General features: G+C 67.6%; 19 protein-coding genes, 1 tRNA gene and 1 riboswitch. Of the genes, 8 read left to right on the top strand and 12 right to left on the bottom strand.

Annotated elements, in window-relative coordinates; all coding sequences use genetic code 11:
* The first annotated feature begins 24 nt into the window (after positions 1 to 24).
* The 4 genes from ACZK4S_RS06815 to ACZK4S_RS06830 all read left to right on the top strand — a co-directional run bounded on the left by ACZK4S_RS06815 (position 25) and on the right by ACZK4S_RS06830 (position 7,771).
* Complete coding sequence (locus tag ACZK4S_RS06815; RefSeq protein WP_463643800.1) at positions 25 to 2,754, top strand: phosphoenolpyruvate carboxylase; 2,730 nt, start codon at positions 25 to 27, stop codon at positions 2,752 to 2,754.
* A gap of 142 nt (positions 2,755 to 2,896) precedes the next feature.
* Positions 2,897 to 3,424: a YqhA family protein gene (locus ACZK4S_RS06820; RefSeq protein ID WP_143570989.1), complete on the top strand. Its 528-nt coding sequence runs from the start codon at positions 2,897 to 2,899 to the stop codon at positions 3,422 to 3,424.
* A gap of 223 nt (positions 3,425 to 3,647) precedes the next feature.
* Entirely contained in the window at positions 3,648 to 6,422 is a 2,775-nt protein-coding gene (locus ACZK4S_RS06825; protein WP_463643801.1) for a cation-translocating P-type ATPase, read from the top strand.
* Positions 6,423 to 7,516: 1,094 nt separating this feature from the next.
* Entirely contained in the window at positions 7,517 to 7,771 is a 255-nt protein-coding gene (locus tag ACZK4S_RS06830) for a CBS domain-containing protein (protein ID WP_076062268.1), read from the top strand.
* A gap of 82 nt (positions 7,772 to 7,853) precedes the next feature.
* Here ACZK4S_RS06830 and ribH read toward each other — a convergent pair whose 3' ends face one another.
* Genes ribH through ribD form a run of 4 tightly spaced genes read right to left on the bottom strand, consistent with a single transcriptional unit; the run spans position 7,854 to position 11,254 of the window.
* Positions 7,854 to 8,321, bottom strand: a complete 468-nt coding sequence (gene ribH, locus ACZK4S_RS06835; protein WP_076062264.1) for a 6,7-dimethyl-8-ribityllumazine synthase — start codon at positions 8,319 to 8,321, stop codon at positions 7,854 to 7,856.
* Positions 8,321 to 9,550 (bottom strand): 3,4-dihydroxy-2-butanone-4-phosphate synthase, encoded by a 1,230-nt coding sequence (gene ribB, locus ACZK4S_RS06840; protein WP_068750357.1) that lies wholly within the window; start codon positions 9,548 to 9,550, stop codon positions 8,321 to 8,323. The genes ribH and ribB overlap by 1 nt, the downstream gene beginning before the upstream one ends.
* The gene (locus tag ACZK4S_RS06845; protein ID WP_076062262.1) at positions 9,543 to 10,166 is read right to left on the bottom strand and encodes a riboflavin synthase; all 624 of its coding nucleotides are present in this window, start codon (positions 10,164 to 10,166) and stop codon (positions 9,543 to 9,545) included. Before ACZK4S_RS06845 ends, ribB begins: the two co-directional genes overlap by 8 nt.
* A 2-nt stretch (positions 10,167 to 10,168) precedes the next feature.
* The gene (gene ribD, locus ACZK4S_RS06850) at positions 10,169 to 11,254 is read right to left on the bottom strand and encodes a bifunctional diaminohydroxyphosphoribosylaminopyrimidine deaminase/5-amino-6-(5-phosphoribosylamino)uracil reductase RibD (RefSeq protein ID WP_233120781.1); all 1,086 of its coding nucleotides are present in this window, start codon (positions 11,252 to 11,254) and stop codon (positions 10,169 to 10,171) included.
* Between the two features lie 108 nt (positions 11,255 to 11,362).
* Positions 11,363 to 11,494, bottom strand: a riboswitch (FMN riboswitch).
* A 128-nt stretch (positions 11,495 to 11,622) separates the two neighbouring features.
* Here ribD and ACZK4S_RS06855 point away from each other — a divergent pair.
* Positions 11,623 to 12,216, top strand: a complete 594-nt coding sequence (locus ACZK4S_RS06855; RefSeq protein WP_463643803.1) for a transposase — start codon at positions 11,623 to 11,625, stop codon at positions 12,214 to 12,216.
* A 209-nt stretch (positions 12,217 to 12,425) separates the two neighbouring features.
* Here ACZK4S_RS06855 and ACZK4S_RS06860 read toward each other — a convergent pair whose 3' ends face one another.
* The 4 genes from ACZK4S_RS06860 to ACZK4S_RS06875 form a co-directional block, all read right to left on the bottom strand.
* Entirely contained in the window at positions 12,426 to 13,772 is a 1,347-nt protein-coding gene (locus ACZK4S_RS06860; protein WP_463643804.1) for an IS256 family transposase, read from the bottom strand.
* On the bottom strand, positions 13,769 to 14,017 hold the full coding sequence (locus tag ACZK4S_RS06865) for a transposase (protein WP_463643806.1): 249 nt from the start codon (positions 14,015 to 14,017) through the stop codon (positions 13,769 to 13,771). The genes ACZK4S_RS06860 and ACZK4S_RS06865 overlap by 4 nt, the downstream gene beginning before the upstream one ends.
* Positions 14,018 to 14,574: 557 nt before the next feature.
* The gene (locus ACZK4S_RS06870) at positions 14,575 to 15,432 is read right to left on the bottom strand and encodes a hypothetical protein (RefSeq protein WP_076063916.1); all 858 of its coding nucleotides are present in this window, start codon (positions 15,430 to 15,432) and stop codon (positions 14,575 to 14,577) included.
* Positions 15,433 to 15,648: 216 nt separating this feature from the next.
* Positions 15,649 to 16,695 (bottom strand): TerC family protein, encoded by a 1,047-nt coding sequence (locus ACZK4S_RS06875; RefSeq protein ID WP_076063985.1) that lies wholly within the window; start codon positions 16,693 to 16,695, stop codon positions 15,649 to 15,651.
* Positions 16,696 to 16,938: 243 nt separating this feature from the next.
* Here ACZK4S_RS06875 and ACZK4S_RS06880 point away from each other — a divergent pair, with 243 nt between their 5' ends.
* Positions 16,939 to 18,345: a UDP-N-acetylmuramoyl-tripeptide--D-alanyl-D-alanine ligase gene (locus ACZK4S_RS06880; protein ID WP_076063987.1), complete on the top strand. Its 1,407-nt coding sequence runs from the start codon at positions 16,939 to 16,941 to the stop codon at positions 18,343 to 18,345.
* 287 nt (positions 18,346 to 18,632) lie between these two features.
* On the opposite strand, the gene ACZK4S_RS06885 is transcribed toward ACZK4S_RS06880, so the two are convergent.
* Both ACZK4S_RS06885 and ACZK4S_RS06890 read right to left on the bottom strand, forming a co-directional pair.
* Positions 18,633 to 20,252 carry an HAD hydrolase family protein gene (locus ACZK4S_RS06885; protein ID WP_463643807.1) on the bottom strand — a complete coding sequence of 540 codons (1,620 nt, stop codon included), beginning with the start codon at positions 20,250 to 20,252 and terminating at the stop codon, positions 18,633 to 18,635.
* Positions 20,253 to 20,433: 181 nt separating this feature from the next.
* Positions 20,434 to 20,518, bottom strand: a tRNA-Leu gene (locus tag ACZK4S_RS06890).
* A 132-nt stretch (positions 20,519 to 20,650) separates the two neighbouring features.
* On the opposite strand from ACZK4S_RS06890, the gene ACZK4S_RS06895 reads away from it, so the two are divergent.
* Entirely contained in the window at positions 20,651 to 21,025 is a 375-nt protein-coding gene (locus ACZK4S_RS06895) for a DUF3224 domain-containing protein (RefSeq protein WP_076063921.1), read from the top strand.
* Here the strand turns inward: ACZK4S_RS06895 and ACZK4S_RS06900 are convergent.
* Both ACZK4S_RS06900 and ACZK4S_RS06905 read right to left on the bottom strand, forming a co-directional pair.
* Entirely contained in the window at positions 21,006 to 21,989 is a 984-nt protein-coding gene (locus ACZK4S_RS06900) for an aldo/keto reductase (protein ID WP_076063923.1), read from the bottom strand. The two genes, ACZK4S_RS06895 and ACZK4S_RS06900, sit on opposite strands and share 20 nt — an antisense overlap.
* Positions 21,990 to 22,002: 13 nt before the next feature.
* A complete protein-coding gene (locus tag ACZK4S_RS06905) occupies positions 22,003 to 22,830 on the bottom strand; it encodes an undecaprenyl-diphosphate phosphatase (RefSeq protein WP_076063926.1) in 828 nt (275 codons plus the stop codon).
* A 68-nt stretch (positions 22,831 to 22,898) separates the two neighbouring features.
* Between ACZK4S_RS06905 and ACZK4S_RS06910 the strand changes: the two genes are divergently transcribed.
* The gene (locus tag ACZK4S_RS06910) at positions 22,899 to 23,555 is read left to right on the top strand and encodes an Rv2135c family putative phosphatase (protein WP_076063928.1); all 657 of its coding nucleotides are present in this window, start codon (positions 22,899 to 22,901) and stop codon (positions 23,553 to 23,555) included.
* The last annotated feature ends 2 nt before the right edge of the window (positions 23,556 to 23,557 follow it).

Below are 23,557 nucleotides of genomic sequence, written 5' to 3' on the forward strand. Positions count from 1 at the left end.
CATTCACGAAATAGAGAGGTACCAATGATCAATCCCCTTGCCGAGGCGATCCACCTGGACCAGGATCTGTACGGTCTTGACCGGCTCCTGGAAGCCGACATCGACATCCTCACACAACTGCATGAGCAGGTGCTCCACGAGTGGGGAGCCGGCGCGCTCGCCACGCTTATGCGGCAAGTGCAGGACTCTGCGGCACGGGCCGCCGATGGCGGCGACCCCGAGGAGCCTGGCCGGATCGTCGGGGCACTGACCGCTACTCAGGCGCTTCAACTCGCGCAGGCCCTGACCGTTCACTTCCACCTGATCAACCTCAGCGAGGAGCGGTACCGCTCCAGGCTCATTCGCGGGACACACTCCGAGGTGGCGGGCACTGCGCCGGACGTGTGGCCGGCGGTGGCTGCACTCGGCCCCGCGGCGGCTCGGGTGAAGAACCTCCGCATCCATCCGGTGCTGACCGCACACCCCACGGAAGCTCGCAGGCGCGCTGTCTCCTCAGCCCTACACCGGATCGCCGAACAACTGGACCGCTACGACGATCCGAGCTCCGGCTCACAAGAGCGGGATTTTGCTCAGCGCCGGATGCTGGAGGAGATCGACATCCTCAGCCGAACCTCCCCCTTGCGCACCGCACCACCACAACCCTCGGACGAGGTTCGCACCGTGATGTCCGTGTTCGACCAGACGCTGTTTCAAGCGGTGCCACGGTTGTACCGCACTGTCGAGTCCGCGATCGCCGACGGGGAGCCGGGCCGGTGTCGCCCGTCGGTTCCCGGCTTCCTGCGGTTCGGTTCCTGGGTGGGCGGTGACCGTGACGGCAACCCGTTCGTCACAGCCGAGGTCACCCGGCAGACCATGACCATCCAGGCGGAGTGCATCCTCAAGGCGCTCACCACCGGAGCAGATCGCGTCGCCCGCACCCTCACGATGAGCGAGGACGCCAGCCCCCCGTCGCCCGAACTGGCCAATGCGCTGGCCCGTGATGCGGTCACGGCGCCGGAGATCTTCCAATCGATCCGCAAATCGTCTCCGGGAGAACCGCACCGGCAGAAGCTACTCTTCGTCGCCACCAGGCTCACCGCCACCAGAGAGGGCCAGATCGATCTCGCATACCGCGAGCCCGCTGAGTTGGTGGCTGATCTCAGTCTGATCCAGACCTCCCTGGAGCAGGCAGGAGACACACGGGCGGCTTTCGGGGAGCTCCAGCACCTGATCTGGCTGGCCGAAACCTTCGGCTTCCACCTGGCCGACCTGGAGGTGCGCCAGCACAGCGATGTGCACCGGCGAGTCTTGGACGAACTGCTCGGGCAACTCGACTGGGACCCGGAAGCGCCGGGCAGCCCCACGCGGCTGGAGTTGCTCGACTCGCTCGCGGTCAACGGTTGGCCGGCCCACGTCCAGGCTCTCAGCGACGCCACCCGCGAGGTGCTCGACACGCTTCGGGTCATGTCCTGGCTTCAGGAGCGCTGGGGGGCTCAGTCGTGCGGCCGTCACGTGGTGAGCTTCACCCAGCAGGCTCAGCACCTCGTCGCAGTGCGCGCACTTGCTCGCCTCGCGGTCGGTGACGCCGCCCTCAGGTTGAACGTGGTTCCGCTTTTCGAAACCGGAGCCGACTTGAGCGGGGCCGTCGGTGTCCTTGAAGAGTGGCTCACCTTGGAGAGCACCCGCAGCTGGCTCGACGAGGTGGACTGGCACGTCGAGGTGATGGTCGGTTACTCGGACTCGGCCAAGGACGTCGGGCCGGCCAGCGCAACCCTGACTCTTTACCGGGCGCAGACCCAGATCGTTGAGTGGGCGCAGCGTCACGGCATCCAACTCACGCTGTTCCACGGCCGAGGCGGATCCCTGGGCCGTGGCGGAGGCCCTGTTCACCGGGCCATCCTGGCCCAGGCTCCGGGTTCGGTCTCCGGCCGGTTCAAGGTCACCGAGCAGGGTGAGGTCATCTTCGCCCGATACGCGGACGTGACCCTGGCCCAGGCGCACCTGGAACGACTCACGTCGGCGGTGCTGCTCGCAGACACCGACGACGTGGTGCACCGCAACCGTGCCGCCGCTGAGGAGTTCGACGATGTCGCGACGACGGTGGAGCGGGTCTCTCGCGAGACCTACCTCAGCCTCGTGCGCACGCCTGGTTTCGCCGATGTCGTGGCTGCGTCGAGCCCGCTTGAGGAATTGGGGCGGCTGAGGCTCGGATCCCGCCCGGCGCGGCGAAGCGGCGCGGAGAAGGGCAGGGATCTGAGTGACTTCCGGGCCATCCCCTGGGTGTTCGCATGGTCCCAGATCCGGGCGAACGTGCCCGGCTGGTTCGGGCTGGGCTCCGGGTTGGCCGCTGTGGATGACCTCGAGCGGTTGCGCGAGGCCTACCGTCAGTGGCCGCTGTTTGCCAGCATGATCGACATTGCGGAGATGAGCCTCGCGAAGGCCAACCCGCGCCTGGCGAAGTCCTTCCTGGCACTCGGTGGGCAGCTGAGCGTCACCAGCGCCGTGCTGGCGGAGCACGAGCTGACGCGCAGCTTGGTGCTGGCGACCCTGGAGCAGGAGGAGCTACTGGAACGCAAGCTCCGCCTCGGCACCCGGGTTGCACTGCGGGCCCCGTCCATCGACGCGCTCAGCCACCTGCAGTTGCGCGCACTGCGCGTCATCCGCGAAGGCGGTCCGGGAGACGACGCCCCGTCTGAGGAGGACCGGGAACAGTGGACGCGGGTCCTGTTGACGACCGTGAACGGAGCGGCTGCCGGTCTGCAGAACACGGGATAGCCGTAAGGACGACCGGCGTGCCCTCGTAACTTGCTTGTGGCGCGCCGGCTCCCGCGCCGATGCTCCGTCTGCCGGACTGCTACACTCTCGGCATGATACCCACGGTGCTGCAACCCCCGGACGCTTGTCCCTGTGGACCGTGATGAACACTGAGCCGACCCACCGGGACGAGGCTGAGGCCCCCGGCGTAGGGCCATCCATGCGGGGCGCCGGGGCGATGAAACGGGGTCTCGAGCTTTTTCGCTACATCGCGGCCATCGGGGCGGTCACAGCACTTCTGCTGTCCGTGACCACCTACCTCTGGGCACTCAGCAAGGCCTTGTTGTTTGTCGAGACGCTGCTCACCGCGTCGACTAACCCCGACGCTGCGCTGGTCAAATTGTACGAGAGCGTGGACTCGATCCTCATCGCCACGGTGATGCTCATCGTCGGCTACGGACTGTGGGAACTCTTTGTGGGCGACCTCAACCTGCCCCCAAGCCTCACCACGCTCTCCTTTGACCACCTCAAGGGCCGAACGGCTGGGACGCTGCTGCTCGTGATCGTGGTGCGATTCCTTGAGGTGCTCGTTGCCAGGCCGGAACCGGACGAGTTGTTGGCGGTAGGGCTAAGTGTCACCCTCATCGGTGCACTGCTCTTCGCTTTCTCCAACTGGCACCGACCCCAATAGGGCCATCTCCGCCAAGTGTCGGCCCAGCGTATTGTCTCACTGTCAAGTCCCACGCAACTGGGGCGGCCCAGGCATGCGTCTAGCGTAGTTGCGGCTGCCCCCAAGGGCAGGTACCCTCGAGTTGTGCGGAGAGGGAGTATCCCCACAACGGGTCCGACGTCAGCACGGCGCAAGCCCGTCGGATCGGCCGTAAGGCGGGAGAGACTCGACGTTCTTCCTTTGCATGAACCTCACTCGTATGCACCTCACTCCGGGAGACAGCTTGCCCACGGACAGCCTCACCGACGACAGCCCAGCCGAGACTGATCCGTCCTGGCATCTGATCACCACCGACCACGCTCTGGCGCGAACTGACTCGCGGGCCTCCGGGATCACGACGCCAGAGGCCGAGGAGCGCTTGAAGCGCTACGGCACCAACGAACTCATCGACCGCGGCGGCACACCGGCCTGGAAGATCCTGTGGGAGCAGTTCACCTCGGTGATGGTGTTGATCCTCATCGCGGCCACCGTCCTCTCGCTGATCCTCGGCAAGTTCCTGGAGGCCGGTGCCATCGGCGGGATCGTGCTGCTGTTCGCACTACTCGGCTTCTTCCAGGAGTACCGAGCAGAGAAAGCCATCGCCGCCCTGCGCCAAATGACGGTACCCACCGTGCGGGTCCTCCGCGACGGCGGCACCGTCCCATTACCGGCACGGCAACTGGTACCGGGAGACGTGATCCATCTGGACGCGGGCACCGTGGTCCCGGCCGATCTACGACTGCTCGAGGCGGTCTCCTTGAGGATCCAGGAGGCGGCACTGACGGGCGAGTCCGAGGCCGTGGACAAGATGACCGCACCTCTAGCGGGTTCAGACCTCCCCGTGGGTGATCGCGTCAACATGGCATTTTCCGGAACCGAGGTCACCTACGGCCGTGGCGTGGGTCTGGTCATCGCCACTGGCATGGCCACGGAACTGGGCAGGATCGCCGACCTGCTCCAGGGGGTGACGGCGGAGCAGACCCCGCTCCAGGCGCGCCTCGACAGCGTCGGAAAACAACTTGCCGTCCTGGGCGTCGTCACCGCAGGGGTCGTTGCGGTCCTTGGCGCGCTCGCCGGCGAGACGTGGAGCGACCTGGTGCTCACCGCCATCTCGGTGGCCGTTGCGGTCATCCCAGAGGGTCTACCGGCCGTCGTGACGTTCACGCTGGCCGTGGGTGCCCAGCGGATGCTGCGGCGCAACGCCCTGGTGCGCAAACTGCCTGCGGTGGAGACCCTGGGCTCGGTGACCACCATCTGCTCGGACAAGACAGGCACCCTGACCCAGAACAGGATGACCGTCTCAACGCTGATCCTGCCCGAGGGCCTCTGGACACCGGGAGGTGGCCCGCCGTCAGGTCTGGCCCTCGTCGCCTTGGCGGCCGGGGCACTGTGCAACGACGCCGAGCTTCGCCACGTCGCCGGGGAGGGGGCTGAGGCGATCGGCGACCCTACTGAGACCTGCCTGCTCGACGCGGCCAAGCGGGGCGGGATCGACGTGGTAACCCTGCGCACGGTCCTGCCGAGGATCGGGGAGTTGCCCTTCGATTCCGAACGTAAACGCATGAGCACCCGGCACGCGGCGCTAGCCGGGCGGGTCTCCGAGCTGGCGCAGCTACCGCAGGACCACGATCTCCTCTTCGTGAAGGGAGCCGTCGACGCGCTCGTTCCCCGCACCGCTGGCGTGCTCGCCGACGGCGGCGTCCGAGCCTTCGACGACGCCACGCGCGCCTGGGTCGAGAACACCAACAAGGACCTGGCCTCACGTGGCCAGCGGGTGCTGGGCCTCGCCCTGCGGCTCATCCGCCCCGGGCACACGCCGGCCGACCCTGAGACCGACCTCGTCCTGCTGGGCGTCGTCGGCATCATCGATCCCCCTCGGCCCGAGGTGGCCACAGCCGTGGCCACCTGTCAGGGCGCCGGCATCCGACCGGTCATGATCACAGGCGACCACCCCCTGACTGCGCAGGCCATCGCCCGCGAGCTCGGCATCGGGCGCGACGGTGGAGTGCTGACAGGCGTCGAGCTGGACCGCCTTGACGCCGAGGAGTTCGATCTCGCCACCAGGACTGTGAGCGTGTTCGCCCGCGTCTCGCCAGAGCACAAGCTCCGCCTGGTCGATTCGCTGCAGCGTCATGGCCAGATCGTGGCCATGACGGGCGACGGCGTCAACGACGCACCCGCGCTGAAGAAGTCCGACATCGGCGTGGCCATGGGCATCACCGGCACCGACGTCTCGAAGGAGGCCTCGGACATGGTGCTGCGCGACGACAACTTCGCCACCATCATCGCCGCCGTCGAGGAGGGCAGGGTCATCTATGACAACCTTCGCCGGTTCGTCTCGTTCGCCGTGGCCGGCAACCTCGGCAAGATCATCGTCATGGTCGGCTGGCCCATCCCGTTCCTCTTCCTCCCATTCGATGCTACGGCGGCTGTGGCCCTGCTCCCGCTGCAGCTGCTTTGGCTCAACCTCATGACCGACGGCCTGCTGGGCCTCGCGATGGGCAAGGAGCCTGCTGAGTCCACGGTGATGCGCAGGCCGCCCCACGTGCCCGGCGGGAGTCTCTGGACGGGCGGTCTGGGCCGTCGGACGGTGTGGGTCGGCCTGGTCATCGGCTTCGTGGCGCTGGGAATCGGCTTCTGGTACCACGAAACCGGCAACCCGGCGTGGCAGTCGATGCTGTTCACCACCCTTGCGTTCCTGCAGATCGGGCAGGCCTTCGCCACCCGGTCCCACCACGACTCGCTCACCACGATCGGCTGGCGTTCCAACCCGTTGCTGCTGTGGATCGCCGCACTGGTGCTGGCACTGCAGTTGGTAGCGCTCTACACGCCGCTGGGTGTGCTCCTGCGGCTGGAGCCGCTGGGCGCGGTCGATCTGCTGATCGCAGCGGCCGCCGGTGTCGGATTGCTGGTGCTTATCGAGAGCGTCAAGGCCGTGGATCGTGGCAGGGGCGTGGTCATCAGCATCGGACGCGACTGAGGCCGGGCTGGTGCAGCCAGCGCGGATCGTGTGCCCGTTGGCCGCTGCGGAGACCGTCCAGATGGAGGGCATCACCGGCATCGATGCGGACATGCCGGTCATCCGGAGAGCTCCAGAGGAGTCCACCGCGGCCAGGCCCTCACGTTGCGCCCGCCTCCAGTCCTCTCGGTCCAGTCTCGCCCATCGCGGCCCACACGACCCAGAGTCTGGCCGAAAGTCAGTCACCTCCTTGAGGCCCGGGATCATCATTCCCCATGGGGAACCCGTGGGGAATGATGATCCCCCCCAACCAGGCAAGAAGCCTGTCCTCGACGGCAATCGGGAACCGCGTCCCCCGGTGTCACCCGTCGCCAAAGGCGAACCAGCACCCAGAGACAGAGAATCGGCGAGAGGTTCTCACCTCTCGCCGATTCCCTGTATTTGCCCTAGTCAGAGGCACTTTTGTGCGCGAGAGAGGAGTTGAAGCTCTCTTCTGTCAGCCGATAATGGCCCCCTGACAAGGTCTTATGTGGGTTGATTGCTACTTCGTCACCTTGTCGTGGGGAATACGTGGGGAATAGCACCGGAGCCAAGGCCGCGCGGACCTCGCGTCCAAGACTGCCTTCAGCATAGGCCGACGACCGCCAAGCGTCGCAGCCCCAACCCACCCGGCGTTCACCGCAACGCTGCCAGCAGAGCGGCGCCGACCAGGCAGGCTCAAGAGGAGTGCCTCCAAGGCGTCCACGAGCCCTCGGGCAACCACGCACGTGACAGCGACGGCCTCCATGTCACACCTCCCACAGTCTCGGCGATCTCGGTGTACGACTTGCCCCGCGTCGGCGCAGGACGCCGTGGACGTCGGCCTCCTGGAGCCACAATCCTGTCCCGGTGACATGGTGGTGTGGCTCGGGGTTCATGGGCGTCCTCCTGGCGGCGGCGAGCGAACACGACATCCGTCCTAACGGGCTCCGGCTCCTCCTCGCGGACAGGGGCGCCGCGAAGCCACCAGGAGACTGGCGCTACGGATCGTCCCTGTCCGCCGAATCCAGAGTCGGACGTCCACGTCGGCGGACCAGACGTCGCCACCACCCTTGATGACAGGGACAGGGTGCGGCGTGCGGTCGACGACGACCCCACTGGTGGCGGGTTCGGCCGGGGTGGCGCCGGGCGGTCCATTTCTCCGCCCGCTGGCGACCATCGCGAAGGACGCCCCCCTGGAGGCCGCCGTGGCCGCCATGCAGGCGGGCGGCACCCACTTCGCGCTCGTCGTCGACGGTGAGGAAACGATCGGTGCCGCGATCCTCGAGGACGTCGTCGAGCGAGCAATCGGAGAGGTGAGGGACGTCGCCCAGCTGCCACGCACGCCTTGAACGTGGTGACACGCGCAGACGATCGAACGGCTCACCGGCGGCGGCCATTCCGGGTGTCCGGGCGCTTGCAATGGTAGGAGGATCAGGGCACCGCGGCGGTCAGCGCAGAGAGGGTGGCCAGGACGGCCTCGGCCGCCTCGCGTCCCTTGTCCTCCGGTGATCCGGGAAGCCCAGCCCTGTCGAGCGCCTGCTGCTCGGTGTCACACGTGAGGACACCGAAACCGACGGGCGTTCCAGTGCGGGTCATCACGTCGACGATGCCGTGGGTGGCGCCTGCGCAGACGTAGTCGAAGTGGGGTGTCCCGCCCCGGATGACGACACCGAGCGCGACCAGCCCGTCGAAGTGGTGGGCCAGGCGGGCACAGGCGACCGGCAGCTCGAACGTGCCCGGGACGCGGACCACCGTGACGGTCGCGCCGGCCCGTTCCAGCGTGGTAACTGCGTTGGTGACGAGAGAGTTCATGACGAGGTCGTGCCAGGACGAGGCGACGACGGTGATGCGTCGGCCGCGGCCGTCGACGGTGAGGTGGGGGGTGCCGGAGCCAGCCATCAGGCCTCCTGGACGAGGGTGGACGCGGTGGGTAGGCGGTGGCCCATCCGCTCGCGCTTGGTGGACAGGTAGTGCACGTTGTCGGGGTTGGGCTCCACGATGAGCGGACGGAGGCCGGTGATGTCGATCCCCGCCGTGCGCAGGCCGTCGGCCTTGGCCGGGTTGTTGGTGAGCAGTTCGGCCCGGACCACCCCTTGGGCGGTCAGGATGGCGGCGGCGGCGCCGTATTCGCGGGCGTCGACCGGTAGGCCCAGCAGGGTTTGGGCGTCGACGGTGTCCGCGCCGACGTCCTGGAGGGCGTACGCCGACAGCTTCGCGAGCAGCCCCACGCCGCGCCCCTCGTGACCTCGCAGGTAGATCACGACACCCCCCTGACGGGCAATGACGGCGAGGGACTCGTCGAGTTGGCGGCCGCAGTCGCAGCGGCGGGAACCGAACGCGTCCCCAGTGAGACATTCGGAGTGGAGGCGGACGAGCGGTGCCGCGCCATCGGTGGTGAGGCCGCGTGGGCTGATCAAGGCGAGGTGTTCGGCGCCGGTGCGCCGGTCCCGGTAGCCGTGCAACGCGAACGTCCCGTGGGCGGTGGGCAGCGTCGTTACGGCGGCCAGCGTGACGCGGTCGTACAGGTCGCGCCAGGCGACCAGGTCCGCGATCGTGATGACGGGCAGGCACTCGGCCGCGCCGAGGGCGACGACGTCGGGCGTCCGCATCACCTCACCCGCATCGTGGACGAGTTCACCGATCACGCCCACGGGCGGCAGGCCGGCCAGCCGGCACAGGTCGACGGTCGCCTCGGTGTGCCCCTGCCGTTCGAAGACCCCGCCGGGCCGGGCGCGCAGTGGCAGGACGTGCCCGGGCCGGATCAGGTCGGACGCCGCGGCGTCCGGGTTGCCGAGGACGCGGAGCGTGGTGGCCCGGTCCGCCGCCGAGATCCCGGTCGTGACCCCGGACGCCGCGTCCACGCTGACGGTGTACGCGGTCCGCAACGGGTCGGCGCTGTCGGGAACCATGAGGGGCAGGCCCAGACGGTCGGCCCAGTCGACGGGCAGGGGGGCGCACAGGTAGCCCGATGTGTGCCGCACCATCCACCCGACCCATTCGGCGGACGCCGTCGAGGCCGCCAAGATGGCGTCCCCCTCGTTCTCCCGGTCGGCGTCGTCGAGGACCAGGACCGGACGGCCGGCGCGCAGCGCGTCCAGGGCTGCGGGAATGGTGGCGAACTCAGGCATGGATGGTCTCCCGCAGGGCGCCAAGTTCGAGACGCTCGAGGTGGGCGACGATGTACTTGCCGAGGATGTCCGCCTCGAGGTTGACGACCGCCCCGACAGCGGCGGGACCGAGGGTCGTCAGCTCGAGCGTGGTCGGGATCAGCGAGACCGTGAACCGGTCCGGCCGGATGTCGAACACGGTCAGGGACACGCCGTCGACGGTGACCGAGCCCTTCTCGACCAGGTAGCGCTGCACCTCGGCTGGGCAGGAGATCTCGACCACCTCCCACTGCTCGCCCGGCGTACGGGACAGGATGCGGCCCGTTCCGTCGACGTGTCCCTGCACGATGTGCCCGCCGAACCGGCCGTCGGACCCCATCGCCCGCTCCAGGTTGACCCGGTCCCCCGGGGTGAGGCCGCCCAGCGATGTTCGCCGGAGTGACTCGGCCATGACGTCGACCATGAACAGGTCCCCGTCCAGGCCGGTCACGGTGAGGCAGACACCGTTGACGGCGATCGAGCTGCCGTGGGTGGCGTCGGAGGTGACGAGCGGACCGCGGACGGTCACGACGGCGGAGTCCTCCAGGTGGCGGATCTCGACGACCTCGCCCAGTTCTTCGATGATGCCGGTGAACATGATCACTCCTTGCCAGAGTTCGGTTGGGGTTCTGAAAGATCGGGGAGGGGGCGGAGGGTGAGCCGGACGTCGTCGCCCAGACGACGCACATCGACCAGGGCGTACCGGTGGGCGTCCGCGAGGGTGGCGACGCCGAGGTCGCCGACCAGCGGGGAGCCGGAACCCACCAGGACGGGCGCGAGGTAGGCGACGATCTCGTCGACCAGGCCGGCGGTGAGGAACGCCGCGGCGAGGGTGGCCCCACCCTCCAGCCAGACATGACGGACACCGGCTTCCTGCAGGCGTGCCAGGACACCTGCCGGGTCGTCGGCGAGCAGCAGCGTGGACGCGTCTGGCGACAGGACACGGGCGTCAGCGGGGATCGGGCGACGTCCGACGACCACCCGGACGGGTTGCCGGGGCGCTTCCGTGCCGTCGGGGCGGCGGACGGTGAGGCGGGGATCGTCGGCCAGCACCGTCCCCGTCCCGACGACAATCGCCCCGCAGCGGGACCGCAACCGATGGACGTCGAGCCGGGCGGGCTGGCCCGTGATCCACGCCGACGTGCCGTCCGCGGCGGCGGTCCGGCCGTCCAGGGTGCCCGCAACCTTCCAGGTGACGAAAGGACGCCCGTGCGTCACCGAGAACGTCCAGGCCTCATTGAGGAGGGCCGCTTCCGCTGCCCGGACGCCGCCCAGCACCTCCACTCCACCCGCGGCCAGCGTGGCCGCGCCGCCGGACGCGGGCGGATTCGGGTCGGCCTGGGCGTACACCACGCGACGGACGCCGGCGCGCAGCAGCGCCTCGGCGCAGGGACCGGTGCGGCCATGGTGGTTGCAGGGCTCCAAGGTCACGTACGCAGTGGCGCCCGCGGCGTCCGGACCGGCGCCGCTGAGCGCCTCAACCTCGGCGTGCGGCGTTCCGGCGCCATGGTGCCAGCCCTCGCCCACGATCCGGCCGTCATCGTCGACCAGGACGCAGCCGACGCGTGGGTTCGGGTCGGCCCGCGGGGACCGGGCGGCGAGCATGAGGGCACGGTCCATGGCGCTCTCGTGCGCGCTTGTGGTCGCATCGGCTGATCGCCGGTCTTCCAGGATGGTCGGACTCATCTGCCCCTCCGTCGTCTCGTGTGACGACTCCGGGGCAGGGACATGCCAGCGCGCAGCGAAGCCGGACCCGCCAACGCAGGAGCGTCGGCGCGCGGCAATGCCACGAACCGCGTGCGCCTCCCATCCGGACTTTAACCGTCGGTACCGGAATCCCACCGGTTCAACCATTGGCTCACAAGGAGCCGCCGGGTCGCGGACTATCACCGCCGGTTCGGAGTTTCACCGACCCCGGAGCACGTTCTTGCGGCAAAGCGTAGCGAACTCCACGCGTCTCTGTCGGCAACGCTTGAAAACTGAACACTTTCGACGGTGAAAAGGGGACTGTACGTTTTCCGGTGTAACTCCGATGTAGGAGGTACCCGATGAGGATGCAGGTTGAGCCGGTCGCTGAGGCGGTCGTGATGGAGGTCGAGGACCAGGTGACGGCGACGGGAACGCCCCCGCTGGTGGACAAGGATTTGGTGGCGCAGCTCGTGGGCGACGCGCAGCGGCTGGGGCTGTCCGTGGAGGGCGAGGGCGGGCTGCTGGCTCAGCTGACCAAGCTGGTCCTGGAGTCGGCCCTGGAGGGCGAGATGACCGCGCATCTGGGCTATGACAAGCACGAGCGGGTCGAGGGCAGCGACAACGCTCGTAACGGGACGCGGTCGAAGACGGTGCTGACGAAGGCCGGCCCGGTCGAGATCGCTGTGCCTCGGGATCGGGCCGGGTCGTTTGAGCCGGTCGTGGTGGCGAAGCGGCAACGGCGTTTGGGGGCGATCGAGGACGTGGTGTTGTCGCTGTCGGCTCGCGGGCTGACCCATGGCGACATCGCGGCGCATCTGGCCGATGTTTATGGCTCTGAGGTGTCGAAGACCACGATCTCGACGATCACCGACAAGGTCCTGGACTCGATGGGCGAGTGGCAGAACCGACCACTGGACCCGGTGTATCCGGTGGTGTTCATCGACGCGATTCATGTCTGAGCGGTGGGACGAATTTCGGACCGGTTCCAAACATGATTTCACGCTGCTTGTTGGGCCTCGTACCAGGCCGCCTCGACCCGATTCGGGGTTGAATACTCCAGACCCGAGTGCAACCTTTTCTGATTGTAACGCAACTCGATATATCTTGTCACATCCTGAACAGCATGATCCCGCGGGGACTGTCCGATTAACGGTGTAAGTGGCGGTTTCTAGTGGCTGGTGCTGGCCGCGGGCATGCGGTCGGCGAAGGTGGTGGCGAACGCGTTCAGGGCGGGCTTCCAGCGCATGCCCCATCTGGTCTGTCCGGTGCCCTTGGGGTCCAACGATCTCACGGTCAGATACAAGGTCTTCAACGCGGCCTGCTCGTTCGTGAAGTGACCGCGGGCCCTCACCGCGCGACGGAACCTGGCATTGAGCGACTCGATCGCATTCGTGCTGCAGAGGACCTTGCGGATCTCGACGTCATAGTCCAGGAAGGGGACGAACTCGTTCCAGGCGTTGCGCCAGAGCCGGATCATCGCGGGATAGGTCTTGCCCCACTTGGCGGTGAACTCCTCAAACGCCCGCTCAGCCGCTTCTGGGGTGGGGGCCTCGTAGACAGGTCTGAGGTTCGCGGCGATCTCGGGCCAGTGCCGCTTCGAGGCATAACCGAAACTGTTGCGCAGCAAGTGGATCAGACAGGTCTGGACCTTCGCCTGGCCGAACACGTTGCCGATGCTGTCGGGTAGCCCCTTCAAGCCGTCGCAGACGATGAAGAACACGTCCCTGACGCCGCGGTTCTTCAACTCGGTCAGGCAGGCGAACCAGAACTTCGCCGATTCGCCGTCGCCGTTGCCGGGCCAGATCCCCAGGATGTCCTTGTGGCCTTCGAGGTCGACACCGATCGCGGCGTAGTAGGGCTGGTTACGGACCTGCCCATCCCTGACCTTGATCACGATCGCGTCGATGAAGACCGCCGCGTAGATCGGCTCCAGCGGGCGGGTCATCCAGGTGGTCATCTCGTCGACGACGCGGTCGGTGATCCGGCTAATCGTGTCCTTCGAGACCGACGTGCCGTAGACCTCGGCGAAGTGGGCGGCGATCTCCCCGGTCGTCAATCCCTTCGCAAACAATGACAGCACCATGGCATCCATGTCCGACAAGCGGCGTTGGCGTTTCCTGACCAGTTGCGGCTCGAAGGTCCCGTTACGATCCCTGGGCACCTGGATGTCGATCGCGCCGACATTGTCGGTGATCACCGTCTTCGACCTGGTGCCGTTACGGGAGTTGCCCGAGCCGCGGCCGACCGGGTCGTGCTTGTCATAGCCCAGGTGTTCGTTGAGTTCCTCGTCCAGGGCTGCTTCGACGACTTGGGCGGTCAACGCTTTCAGCAGCCCGTCGGGGCCGGTCAGGGCGACACCGGCGTCCTTGGCCTGGCGCACCAACTGCGCGATCGCCTCGCGCTGGGCCTTGTCCAGTTCAGCCGACTCATCTGAGGGTGGTGTTGGGGTCACAGCCTCCAGTCTGGCCGACTTCACGGCCGACGAGCTGCTGCTTGTGGTTGTCTCGGTCATCATGACTCCTCCTGCCCCGCAGGGCGATGGAGCCACTTACACCGTTTCTCTGACAGACCCTCCACCGGGGGCGGGGCCTTCGCCGGGTCAGGGTGCTGTTCCCGGTAGATCTTGACCCAGTAGCCCAGCGAGCTCTCATTGATCTCCAACTCCCGCGCGACCTGCGCGATCGGCCGCTGAGCGACCACCACGAGCTGGACCGCGTCAGCCTTGAACTCCGGGGTGTACTTCCTGCGTTTCGATGACATCTCGTCTCGTCGTTCCTTCCTGGTAACGACTGTCCACGAGAAGTGTCACACCCCACGGACCCCCGGCCCGGCGCACCCCGGACACGGCGACGGAGGTGTCGTGGGGCGGCAGCGCAGCACAGTGTGGTCGGGTTCGACGCGCTGGGCGGTCACGGACAGCCCGAGAGGGTCCAGACGGCAGAACGTATCGAGGCAGGGTGGGGTAGCGTTTCGCACAAGGGCCCTTGGGTTTCAGATGTGGCTTAGACACCTTCATCCTGCCAACCCGAGGGCCCCCTTCACATCACCGGGCCCGTCCGAAATCCAGCCCCATCACCCACCGCCATCTGTGAAGAGCCGGAATATGTTATCCCGAGCGTTGGTCGTCACGCCTTGTCAGCGTCCGCAGGGACAGGGGGTTTCTCGGGATAACGGCGCCCTGCCTATGTTCCGCATCTCATGAATCCCAGTCGCTTCAGTCATGAAAGCGCGAGGCCTGCTGGGCACTGGCTCAACAAGCGAGCGGGCGCCGTCTGTTGTCCGGTCAGGGATGACGTGCTTAGCGTGGTTGGCTCCGGTCAGCCTCCGAAGAGTCTTCCCCAGCCGGGAATCTCAAGGTTGGAGAGTTGTTCCCCGAAGCCAGTGATGTCTTCTCCCAATCCGCCGACCTGCTCGGATGCCCCGGCAGCGACGCCGCTCACCCCGTCAGCCAGGTCAGTGGCCCCGGGGGTGAGATCCTCGAGACCGCTGGTGAAGCCTTCCACGCTGACCAACCCGGCAAGGGCATCGAAATCGATACCGACGTTGACGGCTTCAGCGAGGAGCGGGGCGGCGATGGCGCTAACTGCCGCACCGCCGGCGACGGCGATCAGGAGTCCACCTCCCGCGCTGGCAGCGGCCACCCCGACCCTCTGCCCGGTCGTGGCGGCGCCGGGTCGAGGGATGCGGGCGAGGATACCGGCCAGAAAGCCGGGCTGAGCAGCCTCGGCACGGGTGGCGGTGCGGGCAAGATCGGCCGGTTGCGATGTGCGCGGCTGCTCCCCAAGGGGTAATTCGGTGCGCAGTCGCGCGTGGAGTTGGTCCCGCTCTGCGGGAGTGAGGCGTGCGAACGCGTCTGCGTGGATCCGCTCAAGCTGGACGGGTTCGGCGGTGCGCAGCAGGTACTCGTAGCGGGCCACAGCGGCACGGTCGGCCGCCTGGTGATCCGGCGGCGATGGGGTCAGTCCGACCGATCCCGAGGGTGCTGACTGGGTGGCGGCGGGCGGCGTGAACGGCGGCTGGGCTGGTTCCGCTGCCGTGTTACCGATGAGTGCGTCCACTGTGCCCCGCAGCGTGCTTCTCCAGTCTCGGGGTTCGCTGCCGGGGGTCGGCGCTGGGGAGGGGGTCTTGTTGCGGGCCTGGGAAGCCAGGCTGGTGAGGAGGTCGAACAACTTCATTAGCGTTCCCTTCGGGGTGGGCGGTGATGTGGATAACGGCGGGTCGGTTGAGCTCGGGTCATGGCGCGTCTCGGCCGGTGGGCGTTGGGCATCGTCAGCAGTTTCGGCCAACCACCCTTCAGTCTGGCGGTCGGGTGTACCTCCTCTGACTGGCTGAGGGATCGGGTGTAGCGCCGCCGCGGGTGTTTCCCTGATCGCAGCGGGCCGGCGTTACGGTCAGTCGCCGGAGCGATCGTTCCGGCTCCCCGCGAGCACAAGTACACGGCGGCGGAAGACCGGCTCGACCGCGCCCAGCTCCTCGTCGGTGGCGATCCGGAACGCCCCTGCAGCCTCGGCCTGCACTTCGCGTCGGCCTTGGCCGCGGGTGGCGCGCAGGCTGGCGACAATGGACACCGTGATGATGGTCGCGACGACGGCGAGGCTGATCGTGGTCGGGATGTAGAGCACATCCAGGAGCAGCATCTTGATGCCCACCCAGATCAGGACGAACGAGAGTCCGATCTTGAGGTAGACGAACCGGTGGATCAGGTCAGCGAGGAGGAAGTACATGGCTCGCAGGCCGAGGATCGCGAACGCGTTGGCGGTGAAGACGAGGAACGGTTCGCTGGTCACGGCGAAGATCGCCGGGATCGAGTCGACGGCGAAGATGATGTCAGTGATCTCCACCAGCACCAGCACCGCGAGCAGCGGCGTCGCCACTACTAGTCCTGCCTTGCGGATCAGGAACTTCTGCCCGTGGTACGCGTCTGTCATCGGCACAAACCGGCGGAACAGCTTGAGGATGCGGGACTTCTCGGGGTGGACGTGCTCGTTGCGTGAGCGGAACATTCGCCACCCGGTGTAGATCAGGAACGCGGCGAATACGTAGAGGATCCAGGAAAAGTTCTCAATCAGCGCAGCGCCGGCGGCGATGAAGATTCCGCGGAAGATCAGCGCGCCGAGGACGCCGAGGAACAGCACTCGGTGCTGAAACTCGCGCGGGACCGCGAACGCGGCGAAGATGATAGCCCAGATGAACACGTTGTCCACGGCGAGGGATTTCTCGATCAGGTATCCGGCGAAATACTGCTGCCCGAATTCCGCCCCCCACAACGTCCACACCAGCACACCGAACGCGACACCGATCGTCACCCACACGATCGACCAGACGGCGGCTTCTCGCACGCCGATCACGTGGGCTGTGCGGTGGGCGATCAGGTCCACGGCGAGCATCACCAGGATCACACCTAGGACGGCGAACCACGCCCACCAAGGAACATTCATGACAAAGACCTCCACGAGTTTCGTGAAGGTCTCATCGGCCTTGTGGGCCCTGCGCACCGGATCCCGAGGTGGGGACCGTGTTGACGATGCGGAGCGAGGATTACTCCCCTTCTTGCCCCAGGAAACAGGAGAAGTGTCTCCACGTCAAGTCAGCGTCGCTCGTCGGAGATGTCAGTCGCGAGAAGCTGATCATGGTGGACTGTAACTTGACAGACGTACCAGAATTCGTGAATGATGAATCGCATGCGTAGAGAGACCGCCGACCGGTTGGCCCGCCTGACGGGAGCCAGGCTGGTCGGCGACCCTGGCACTCTCGTCGGCCCCGACGTGGTTATCGACTCACGCGCATGCTCCCCCGGCGCCCTCTTTGTCGCTCTGCCGGGGGAGCGGGCCGATGGTCACGACTTCGTTGAGGGGGCGGTCGCGGCTGGCGCCGCGGCCGTCCTCGTGCGCAAGGAACTCCCCATGGCGGTCCCGCAACTTGTGGTGCCCGACCCGCTGGCCGGGCTGACCGCCCTGGCAACGGCGCTTGTGGAGGAAGCCGTCGCGGCCGGACTGGTCACCGTCGGCATCACCGGGTCGTCAGGCAAGACCAGTACCAAGGACTTACTGGCCCAGGTGCTGGCGACCGCCGGCCCCACGGTCGCCCCTGTCGGCTCGTTGAACAACGAGCTCGGGGTGCCGCTGACTGCCACCAGGGTGGATGCGGCCACACGGTTCCTGGTCAGCGAGATGGGAGCCCGCGGCAGTGGTCACATTGCCTCCTTGTGCCCGATTGTGACGCCTCACGTTGGCATTGTGCTCAACGTCGGCCACGCTCACCTCGGCCAGTTCGGGTCGGTAGCGGCGATCGCGAAGGCAAAGGGCGAACTCGTGGAGGCGCTGCCCGCAGAAGGCTGGGCGGTCCTGAACGCCGACGACCCGCTCGTCTCAGCGATGGCCGGACGCACCGGCGCCCGCATCGCCACCTTTGCCGTCGGTGCTGCGCCCGGGTGGGGGGACCTGCGGGTCTGGGCCGAGCAGGTCGGGGCCTCTGACAGGCAACGGCCCACCTTCATGCTGCACGCCAGCGGCGCAGCCAGAGGGTCTGCCCCGGTGGCGTTGCAGGTGACCGGAGCCCATCAGGTGGGCAATGCGCTGGCCGCAGCCGTGGCGGCGCTGGGGCAGGGCCTGGACGTTTCCACGGTTGCCCTGGCTCTTGGCAACGCCACCGCCCGCTCGCACTGGCGGATGGAACTCAGCTCCCGTCCGGACGGGGCGCTGGTGGTTAACGACGCCTACAACGCCAATCCCGACTCCATGACCGCGGCACTGCGCACCCTCGCCTCGTTGCGTAGACCCGGCGGGCGCCTCCTCGCGGTGCTGGGCGACATGCTGGAACTCGGCCCCGGGGCCGCCGCGGCGCACGTCGAGGTCGGGGCGCTTGCCGCAGCGCTCGGCGTGGACCGGTTGATCGCGATCGGCGCCCATGCCGACGACCTGGTCTCCGGAGCCGGTGGCGTCGAGAGCACCGTGGCATCGGACAGGGCCGCCGCCGCTGCTACCGCCGCCGCCTGGCTGAGTCCTGCGGACGTCGTGCTGGTCAAGGGGTCAAGGGGTTTGGCTCTGGAGAACGTGGCCGAACGACTGTCCGCACCCCACAGGGGGTAATCGACGAGGAGCCAGAGCCATCAGCTTGCTGCTGGCCTTTACCCTCAAACACCTGGCCGGTTCTGGGGCTGTGTGGCCTGCGACTGCTGCGCGACCACGGATATGAGACGGGCAACACCGCTCACCCAGGCCCGAGAAGATTGAGGGATGGTCGCGCGGCTCACGCGTGAAGTAGGCCGCAGCCGCCCAGCAGAACCCCTTCGGATCCTTCCGGGGGCATTCCCGGCACCGTCGGGGGGGCCGTGGCTTGGCGAGCCGCGGCCGGCGCACCTCTCGCCGGGCAAGCCTCAGCCGGGGTAGCGGTGCTCGAGGGCAGCCAGGAGCCGACGCCGGGCGGCCTCAACGTTCTCCCGCCGAGCGGTGGTCATTTCGGCCTCGACCTGCTCGACTTCGGCGGCGAGGCGTTCATCGCGGAATACGCCCCGGATCCAGCGGGAGAAGTCATGGGCCTCGGCGTGGTGAGCGATGACGTCGGCCTCGCAGACGTCCAACTCACTGTGGAAGTCGCGTAGATTTGCAGCCTCGTGACCGGAGGTTGACTCCCGGCTGCGGCGGAACACGAACCGCCGATGGACCGGTAGGTCCGCCGTCGCGTACTTGTGCCAGTGGCGCTCGTGAGTGGTACGCCGGTGGCCGACTATGAAGGGGCGCAGCACTCCGGGCTCGCTGGCGCGCACGAGCAAGCCGGCCCCGGTGGGGAGGGCGGAGAATGCGGCGAGGACATCGTTGACCGGGAGCCTGCTAAACGCCGTGGGGGCGGCGACGACCGCGTCCTCCGCATCAAGGGTAGTTGGCTGCAGGGACACAAGGATGTCGATGCTGTTCCGAGCCTCAGCACTGAGTTCGGTGGGGTGATAGGTGATCATGCAGTGGCCCTTGCGGTCCGGTGCGAACAGGTGTGGAGTCTTGCTCTCTTGGCCGAGAGATTCGTGGGCCTCGTCGATCAGCACCCAGTGGGGCAGGCCGCGGTCGCTGCGCAGATCGGCGAGCCGGGGCGGTGTTTCCTGGTACCACGTTTGCCTTTCTTTCCCCGTGAGCTGGGACAGGTCGGCGATGATGCTTGTGCCATGGTGACTCAACAGGGTGCGTATGAGCCCGGTCCTGGGACCGGGCTCGTGCCCACCCAGATGAACGACGTTGGGCAGGGCGCCCAGACTGGTGTGGTCCCCCTCGGCATCGATGACGACCACGGCGTAGGCGAGACGGATGAGTTGCTCGGCGATGAGCCCGGCCAGAAAGGACTTCCCGGCACGGGTGCCACCCGTCACAAGAATGTTGACCTGGGAGGCCGGAATAGTGGCAGGGGTGGCGTCGAGGTAGGTGCCGAGCGAGATCTGCCAGCGTTCGGGGTGCACGTGGGAGCGCCCGGCCAGGACGTCACCCCGCAGGATCTCGATCACCCCTTTGCCGTCCGGGGCAAGTGTGACGATGTCGGCGCGGCGCTTGAGAGACTCGACGGCGTTGGCGACGGCGACGCCAATCTCGCAGCGCGCGAGCATGGTGTGGTCGTTCTCCGCGTCGCCAATGGCGATAGTGGAGTGTCGGGACAGGCCCAGGTTGTCGAGTGCGGCGTCCAGTCCGGTTCCCTTGGTGACGCCGGCCGGCACGATCATCAGGGCGCCGCGGTTGCGCGTGAGTTGGTAGTCGGCTCCGAGCCGACGGACCTCCTCCAGAACGAGGTGGTCGTGGGTCGCCGAGCAGCCCAGGAGTGCCTGCCCGCGGTCGACCCGGACCCCGCGGCCCGTGAGTGCGTCGGCCAGCGCTGGGTCGATCGGCTGAGCCAGCACCTGCGACCCCGCACTGGTGTGGAGCACCGCGCCGTTTTCGGCGACGATTGCGTCGAACCAGTTGTCCACATCGGCGAACCCGGCCCGCAGGTGACGCAGTGTGCGGCCGGTGACGAGCACGAGGCGGACTGGCGAATGTAGCCAAACCTCATGGCATGCCCCCGTCGTGCGATCTCGTGCGATGAACGTGCGATGAACATGCTACAGAGTGGTGCACGCTGTCGGGGCGTGGCGAGACGGAGAAAAGGCAGAACCCCCAGTCAGTGCGGCTTTCGCCGATTTGACTGGGGGTTCCAACTTGTGTCCGAGAGAGGACTTGAACCTCCACGCCCTAAACGGGCACTAGCACCTCAAGCTAGCGCGTCTACCAATTCCGCCACCCGGACAGGGTGTGCTTCCCTTTCGGGGAGCGACAAGGAACTCTAGCAGGTACACCCCGGGACTACGCAAATCGGGGCTAGGGTGGACTCCAGAAGGGCCCCGGCAGGTGGGCGCGGAACGTCTGAGGAGCAGATGACATGGGCGTTGAGGCGACCTTTGAGATTGAGATCACCCCCACCGAGGCTCTGCTGCCCGCCACCAGCAGGTTCGACTTCGCCAAGGTGTGGGAGGGCGCGGCGCAGGGCGTCAGCAAGGGGGTCATGGTCTCAGGTGGGGACGCGTCCAGCGGGACGGCGGGCTACGTGGCCATGGAGGTCTTCGAGGGTACGCTGGACGGTCGCAAGGGAGCCGTCTCGTTCCAGCAGTTCGGCACCATGCAGGGCGGCGTGCAGGAGCTTCGCTACGAGATCGTCCCCGGCTCGGGCACCGGTGAACTGGAAGAGGTCACCGGGACGCTGCACCTCGAGATCGACGGCGAGGGCCTGCACCACATCACGTTCGAGCTGGGCTAGCCGGCCGTAGCCCGTTCGGGCCGCCGGAGATGTCGTCGAGGGCGGCGACGATGGGCGGCACGAGCGTCTTGTGCTCGACGTCCATGAGCTCGGCCAGGTGTTCCGTGGTGCGGGGGCCGATCAGGGCCGAGGCCACCTGGGGAGCGTCCCTGGTCCACAGCAGCGACACCTGGGCCGCTGTCAGCCCCAGACCCTGGGCCGCGTGTGCCACCGCGTCGACGATCGCCGACGAGCGGGGCTGCAGATACGGCTCGACGAACCAGCTGAAGTGATCTGAGGCGCCGCGGGAATCGCGCGGGATCCGGCCGCCGGCGTACTTGCCGGTCAACACCCCGCGGCCCAGCCCGGACCACGCCAGCACGCCCAGCCGGTGGTGCGCGGCGGCGGGGATGACCTCCACCTCGGCACGCCGTGCCAGCAGGGAGTACTCCACCTGAACGCTGGACAGCGTCACCCGGGCCCGGTCCGCGTCCTGCCAGGTGGCGGCCGTGGCGGTCTGCCAGCCCACGAAGTTCGACACACCCACGTAGTGGGCCATACCCCGGGCGACGGCCGTGTCCAGCGCCGACATCGTTTCGTCGACGGGGGCGTCACCCCAGGCGTGCACCTGCCACAGGTCCACGTGGTCCGTCCCCAGCCGCCGCAGCGACTGCTCCAGGTCGTTGAGCAACGCGCCGCGGGACGTGTCGATCACCCGGCGTCCGTCGCGTACGACGAAGCCCGCCTTTGTGGCGATGACCAGCGACTCCCTGGGCAGACCCGCGTGCAGGGCCTTGCCGATCATCTTCTCCGCGACCCCGGCGCCGTACGCGGGTGCGGTGTCGACGAGGTTGCCCCCACCGTCGACGAAATCGTGCAGGAGGGCCTGCGCCATCGGCCACTCGACGTCGCGGCCCCACGCCATGGTCCCCAAGCCGAGGGGGGAGACATGGAGACCGGTGGCACCGAGTGGACGAAGCTGCATAGCGGGACCCAGCCTAGGCGGCAGCGAGCACGCCGGTGAGCAACAGCACCGCGACGATCGCGGCAACCGCCAGACGGTAGACGACGAAGAGCCGGAAGTTGTGCGTGGAGATGTAGCGCAGCAGCCACGCGATCACGGCGTAGCCGATGATGAACGCCAGGACGGTAGCCACGATGGTGGGACCCCAAGCCGCGGTGGAGTCGCCGCCGATGTCCTTGAGCTTGTAGAGGCCGGAGCCGAAGACGGCCGGGACGGCCAGCAGGAACGCGTAGCGGGTGGCGGCGGGCCGGTCGTAGCCGAGGAACAGGCCGCCGGAGATGGTGGCACCGGAGCGCGACACGCCGGGGATCAGCGCTGCAGCCTGGAACAGACCGAACAGGATGCCGTCGCGCCAGCTCAGCTGCCGCAGGTCCTTGGTGTTGTTCTCGCCGAACTTGTCAGCGATCGCCAGCACGATGCCGACGCCGGCCAGCATCGCCACGGTGATCCAGAGATTGCGCAGCGTGGTGTCGATGGCGTCCTGGAACAGCAGCCCCAGCACGACGATGGGGACGGAGCCGATGATCACCAGCCAGCCCATGCGGGCGTCGGGGTCGGAGTGCTCCACCGTGCCGCGGAGCGAACCGAACCAGCGCGCGATGATGCGTGCGATGTCCTTGCGGAAGTAGACGAGCACGGCCGTCTCGGTGCCCAGCTGGGTGACGGCGGTGAAGGCGGCGCCGGGGTCGCGGCCGTCGAACAGCAGCTGCCCGACGATCGACACGTGCGCGCTCGACGAGATGGGCAGGAATTCCGTGAGCCCCTGCACGATGCCGAGCACGATCGCCTGCAACCAGTCCATATGTGCGTCCTCCCGAAGCCAAACCGGGGGCCACTGTACCGCCGATGAGGCTACTAGGCTTGGGCCCCATGACCAAGGTGGTGCTGATCAGGCATGGCCGCTCGACGGCGAACGCAGCGGGCGTGCTCGCCGGGCGCGCGCCGGGGGTGGCGTTGGACGACATCGGGCGGGGGCAGGCCGTGGCCCTCGGTGAACTGCTGAGGAACGTGACCATCGCGGCCGCCTACAGCTCCCCGGTGGAGCGGTGCATCGAGACGGCCACGCTGGCAGGCTTCCCCCACCCTGAGCTGCTCGACGGCGTCAGCGAATGTGACTACGGCGAATGGACCGGCGCGAAACTCGACGACCTGAGTTCCCAGGAGGTGTGGGCCGACGTGCAGGCCAGGCCCTCCGTCGTGGCCTTCCCCGGCGGCGAGTCCATGCTGGCCATGTTCCATCGAACCACCGCGGCCATCGCCGACGTGGCGGGCAGGCACGGCGCGGACGAGGTCATCGCCGTGTTCTCGCACGGTGACCCGATCAAGGCGATCCTCGCGCACGCCTTCGGAATGCATCTGGACCAGTTCCAGCGCCTCCACGTGCACCCGGCCGGCCTGAGCGTCATCGACTACAGCGGCGAGCGGCCCCTCGTGGTGTGCGTGAACACCGGAGGCGACCTCGCCTCGCTCCTCGGGGGCAACTCCGCTCCGACCATCGGCGGCGGCGATGTCGCGGGCGTAGGGTGATG

The organism is Tessaracoccus zhenghani, assembly GCF_055326325.1.

Coding starts and splice junctions, on each gene's coding strand:
- ACZK4S_RS06815 (WP_463643800.1), top strand. CDS start 25: ATGATCAATCCCCTTGCCGAGGCGATCCACCTGGACCAGGATCTGTAC.
- ACZK4S_RS06820 (WP_143570989.1), top strand. CDS start 2,897: ATGAACACTGAGCCGACCCACCGGGACGAGGCTGAGGCCCCCGGCGTA.
- ACZK4S_RS06825 (WP_463643801.1), top strand. CDS start 3,648: ATGAACCTCACTCGTATGCACCTCACTCCGGGAGACAGCTTGCCCACG.
- ribH (WP_076062264.1), bottom strand. CDS start 8,321: ATGGCTGGCTCCGGCACCCCCCACCTCACCGTCGACGGCCGCGGCCGA.
- ribB (WP_068750357.1), bottom strand. CDS start 9,550: ATGCCTGAGTTCGCCACCATTCCCGCAGCCCTGGACGCGCTGCGCGCC.
- ACZK4S_RS06845 (WP_076062262.1), bottom strand. CDS start 10,166: ATGTTCACCGGCATCATCGAAGAACTGGGCGAGGTCGTCGAGATCCGC.
- ribD (WP_233120781.1), bottom strand. CDS start 11,254: ATGAGTCCGACCATCCTGGAAGACCGGCGATCAGCCGATGCGACCACA.
- ACZK4S_RS06855 (WP_463643803.1), top strand. CDS start 11,623: ATGCAGGTTGAGCCGGTCGCTGAGGCGGTCGTGATGGAGGTCGAGGAC.
- ACZK4S_RS06860 (WP_463643804.1), bottom strand. CDS start 13,772: ATGATGACCGAGACAACCACAAGCAGCAGCTCGTCGGCCGTGAAGTCG.
- ACZK4S_RS06865 (WP_463643806.1), bottom strand. CDS start 14,017: ATGTCATCGAAACGCAGGAAGTACACCCCGGAGTTCAAGGCTGACGCG.
- ACZK4S_RS06870 (WP_076063916.1), bottom strand. CDS start 15,432: ATGAAGTTGTTCGACCTCCTCACCAGCCTGGCTTCCCAGGCCCGCAAC.
- ACZK4S_RS06875 (WP_076063985.1), bottom strand. CDS start 16,695: ATGAATGTTCCTTGGTGGGCGTGGTTCGCCGTCCTAGGTGTGATCCTG.
- ACZK4S_RS06880 (WP_076063987.1), top strand. CDS start 16,939: ATGCGTAGAGAGACCGCCGACCGGTTGGCCCGCCTGACGGGAGCCAGG.
- ACZK4S_RS06895 (WP_076063921.1), top strand. CDS start 20,651: ATGGGCGTTGAGGCGACCTTTGAGATTGAGATCACCCCCACCGAGGCT.
- ACZK4S_RS06900 (WP_076063923.1), bottom strand. CDS start 21,989: ATGCAGCTTCGTCCACTCGGTGCCACCGGTCTCCATGTCTCCCCCCTC.
- ACZK4S_RS06905 (WP_076063926.1), bottom strand. CDS start 22,830: ATGGACTGGTTGCAGGCGATCGTGCTCGGCATCGTGCAGGGGCTCACG.
- ACZK4S_RS06910 (WP_076063928.1), top strand. CDS start 22,899: ATGACCAAGGTGGTGCTGATCAGGCATGGCCGCTCGACGGCGAACGCA.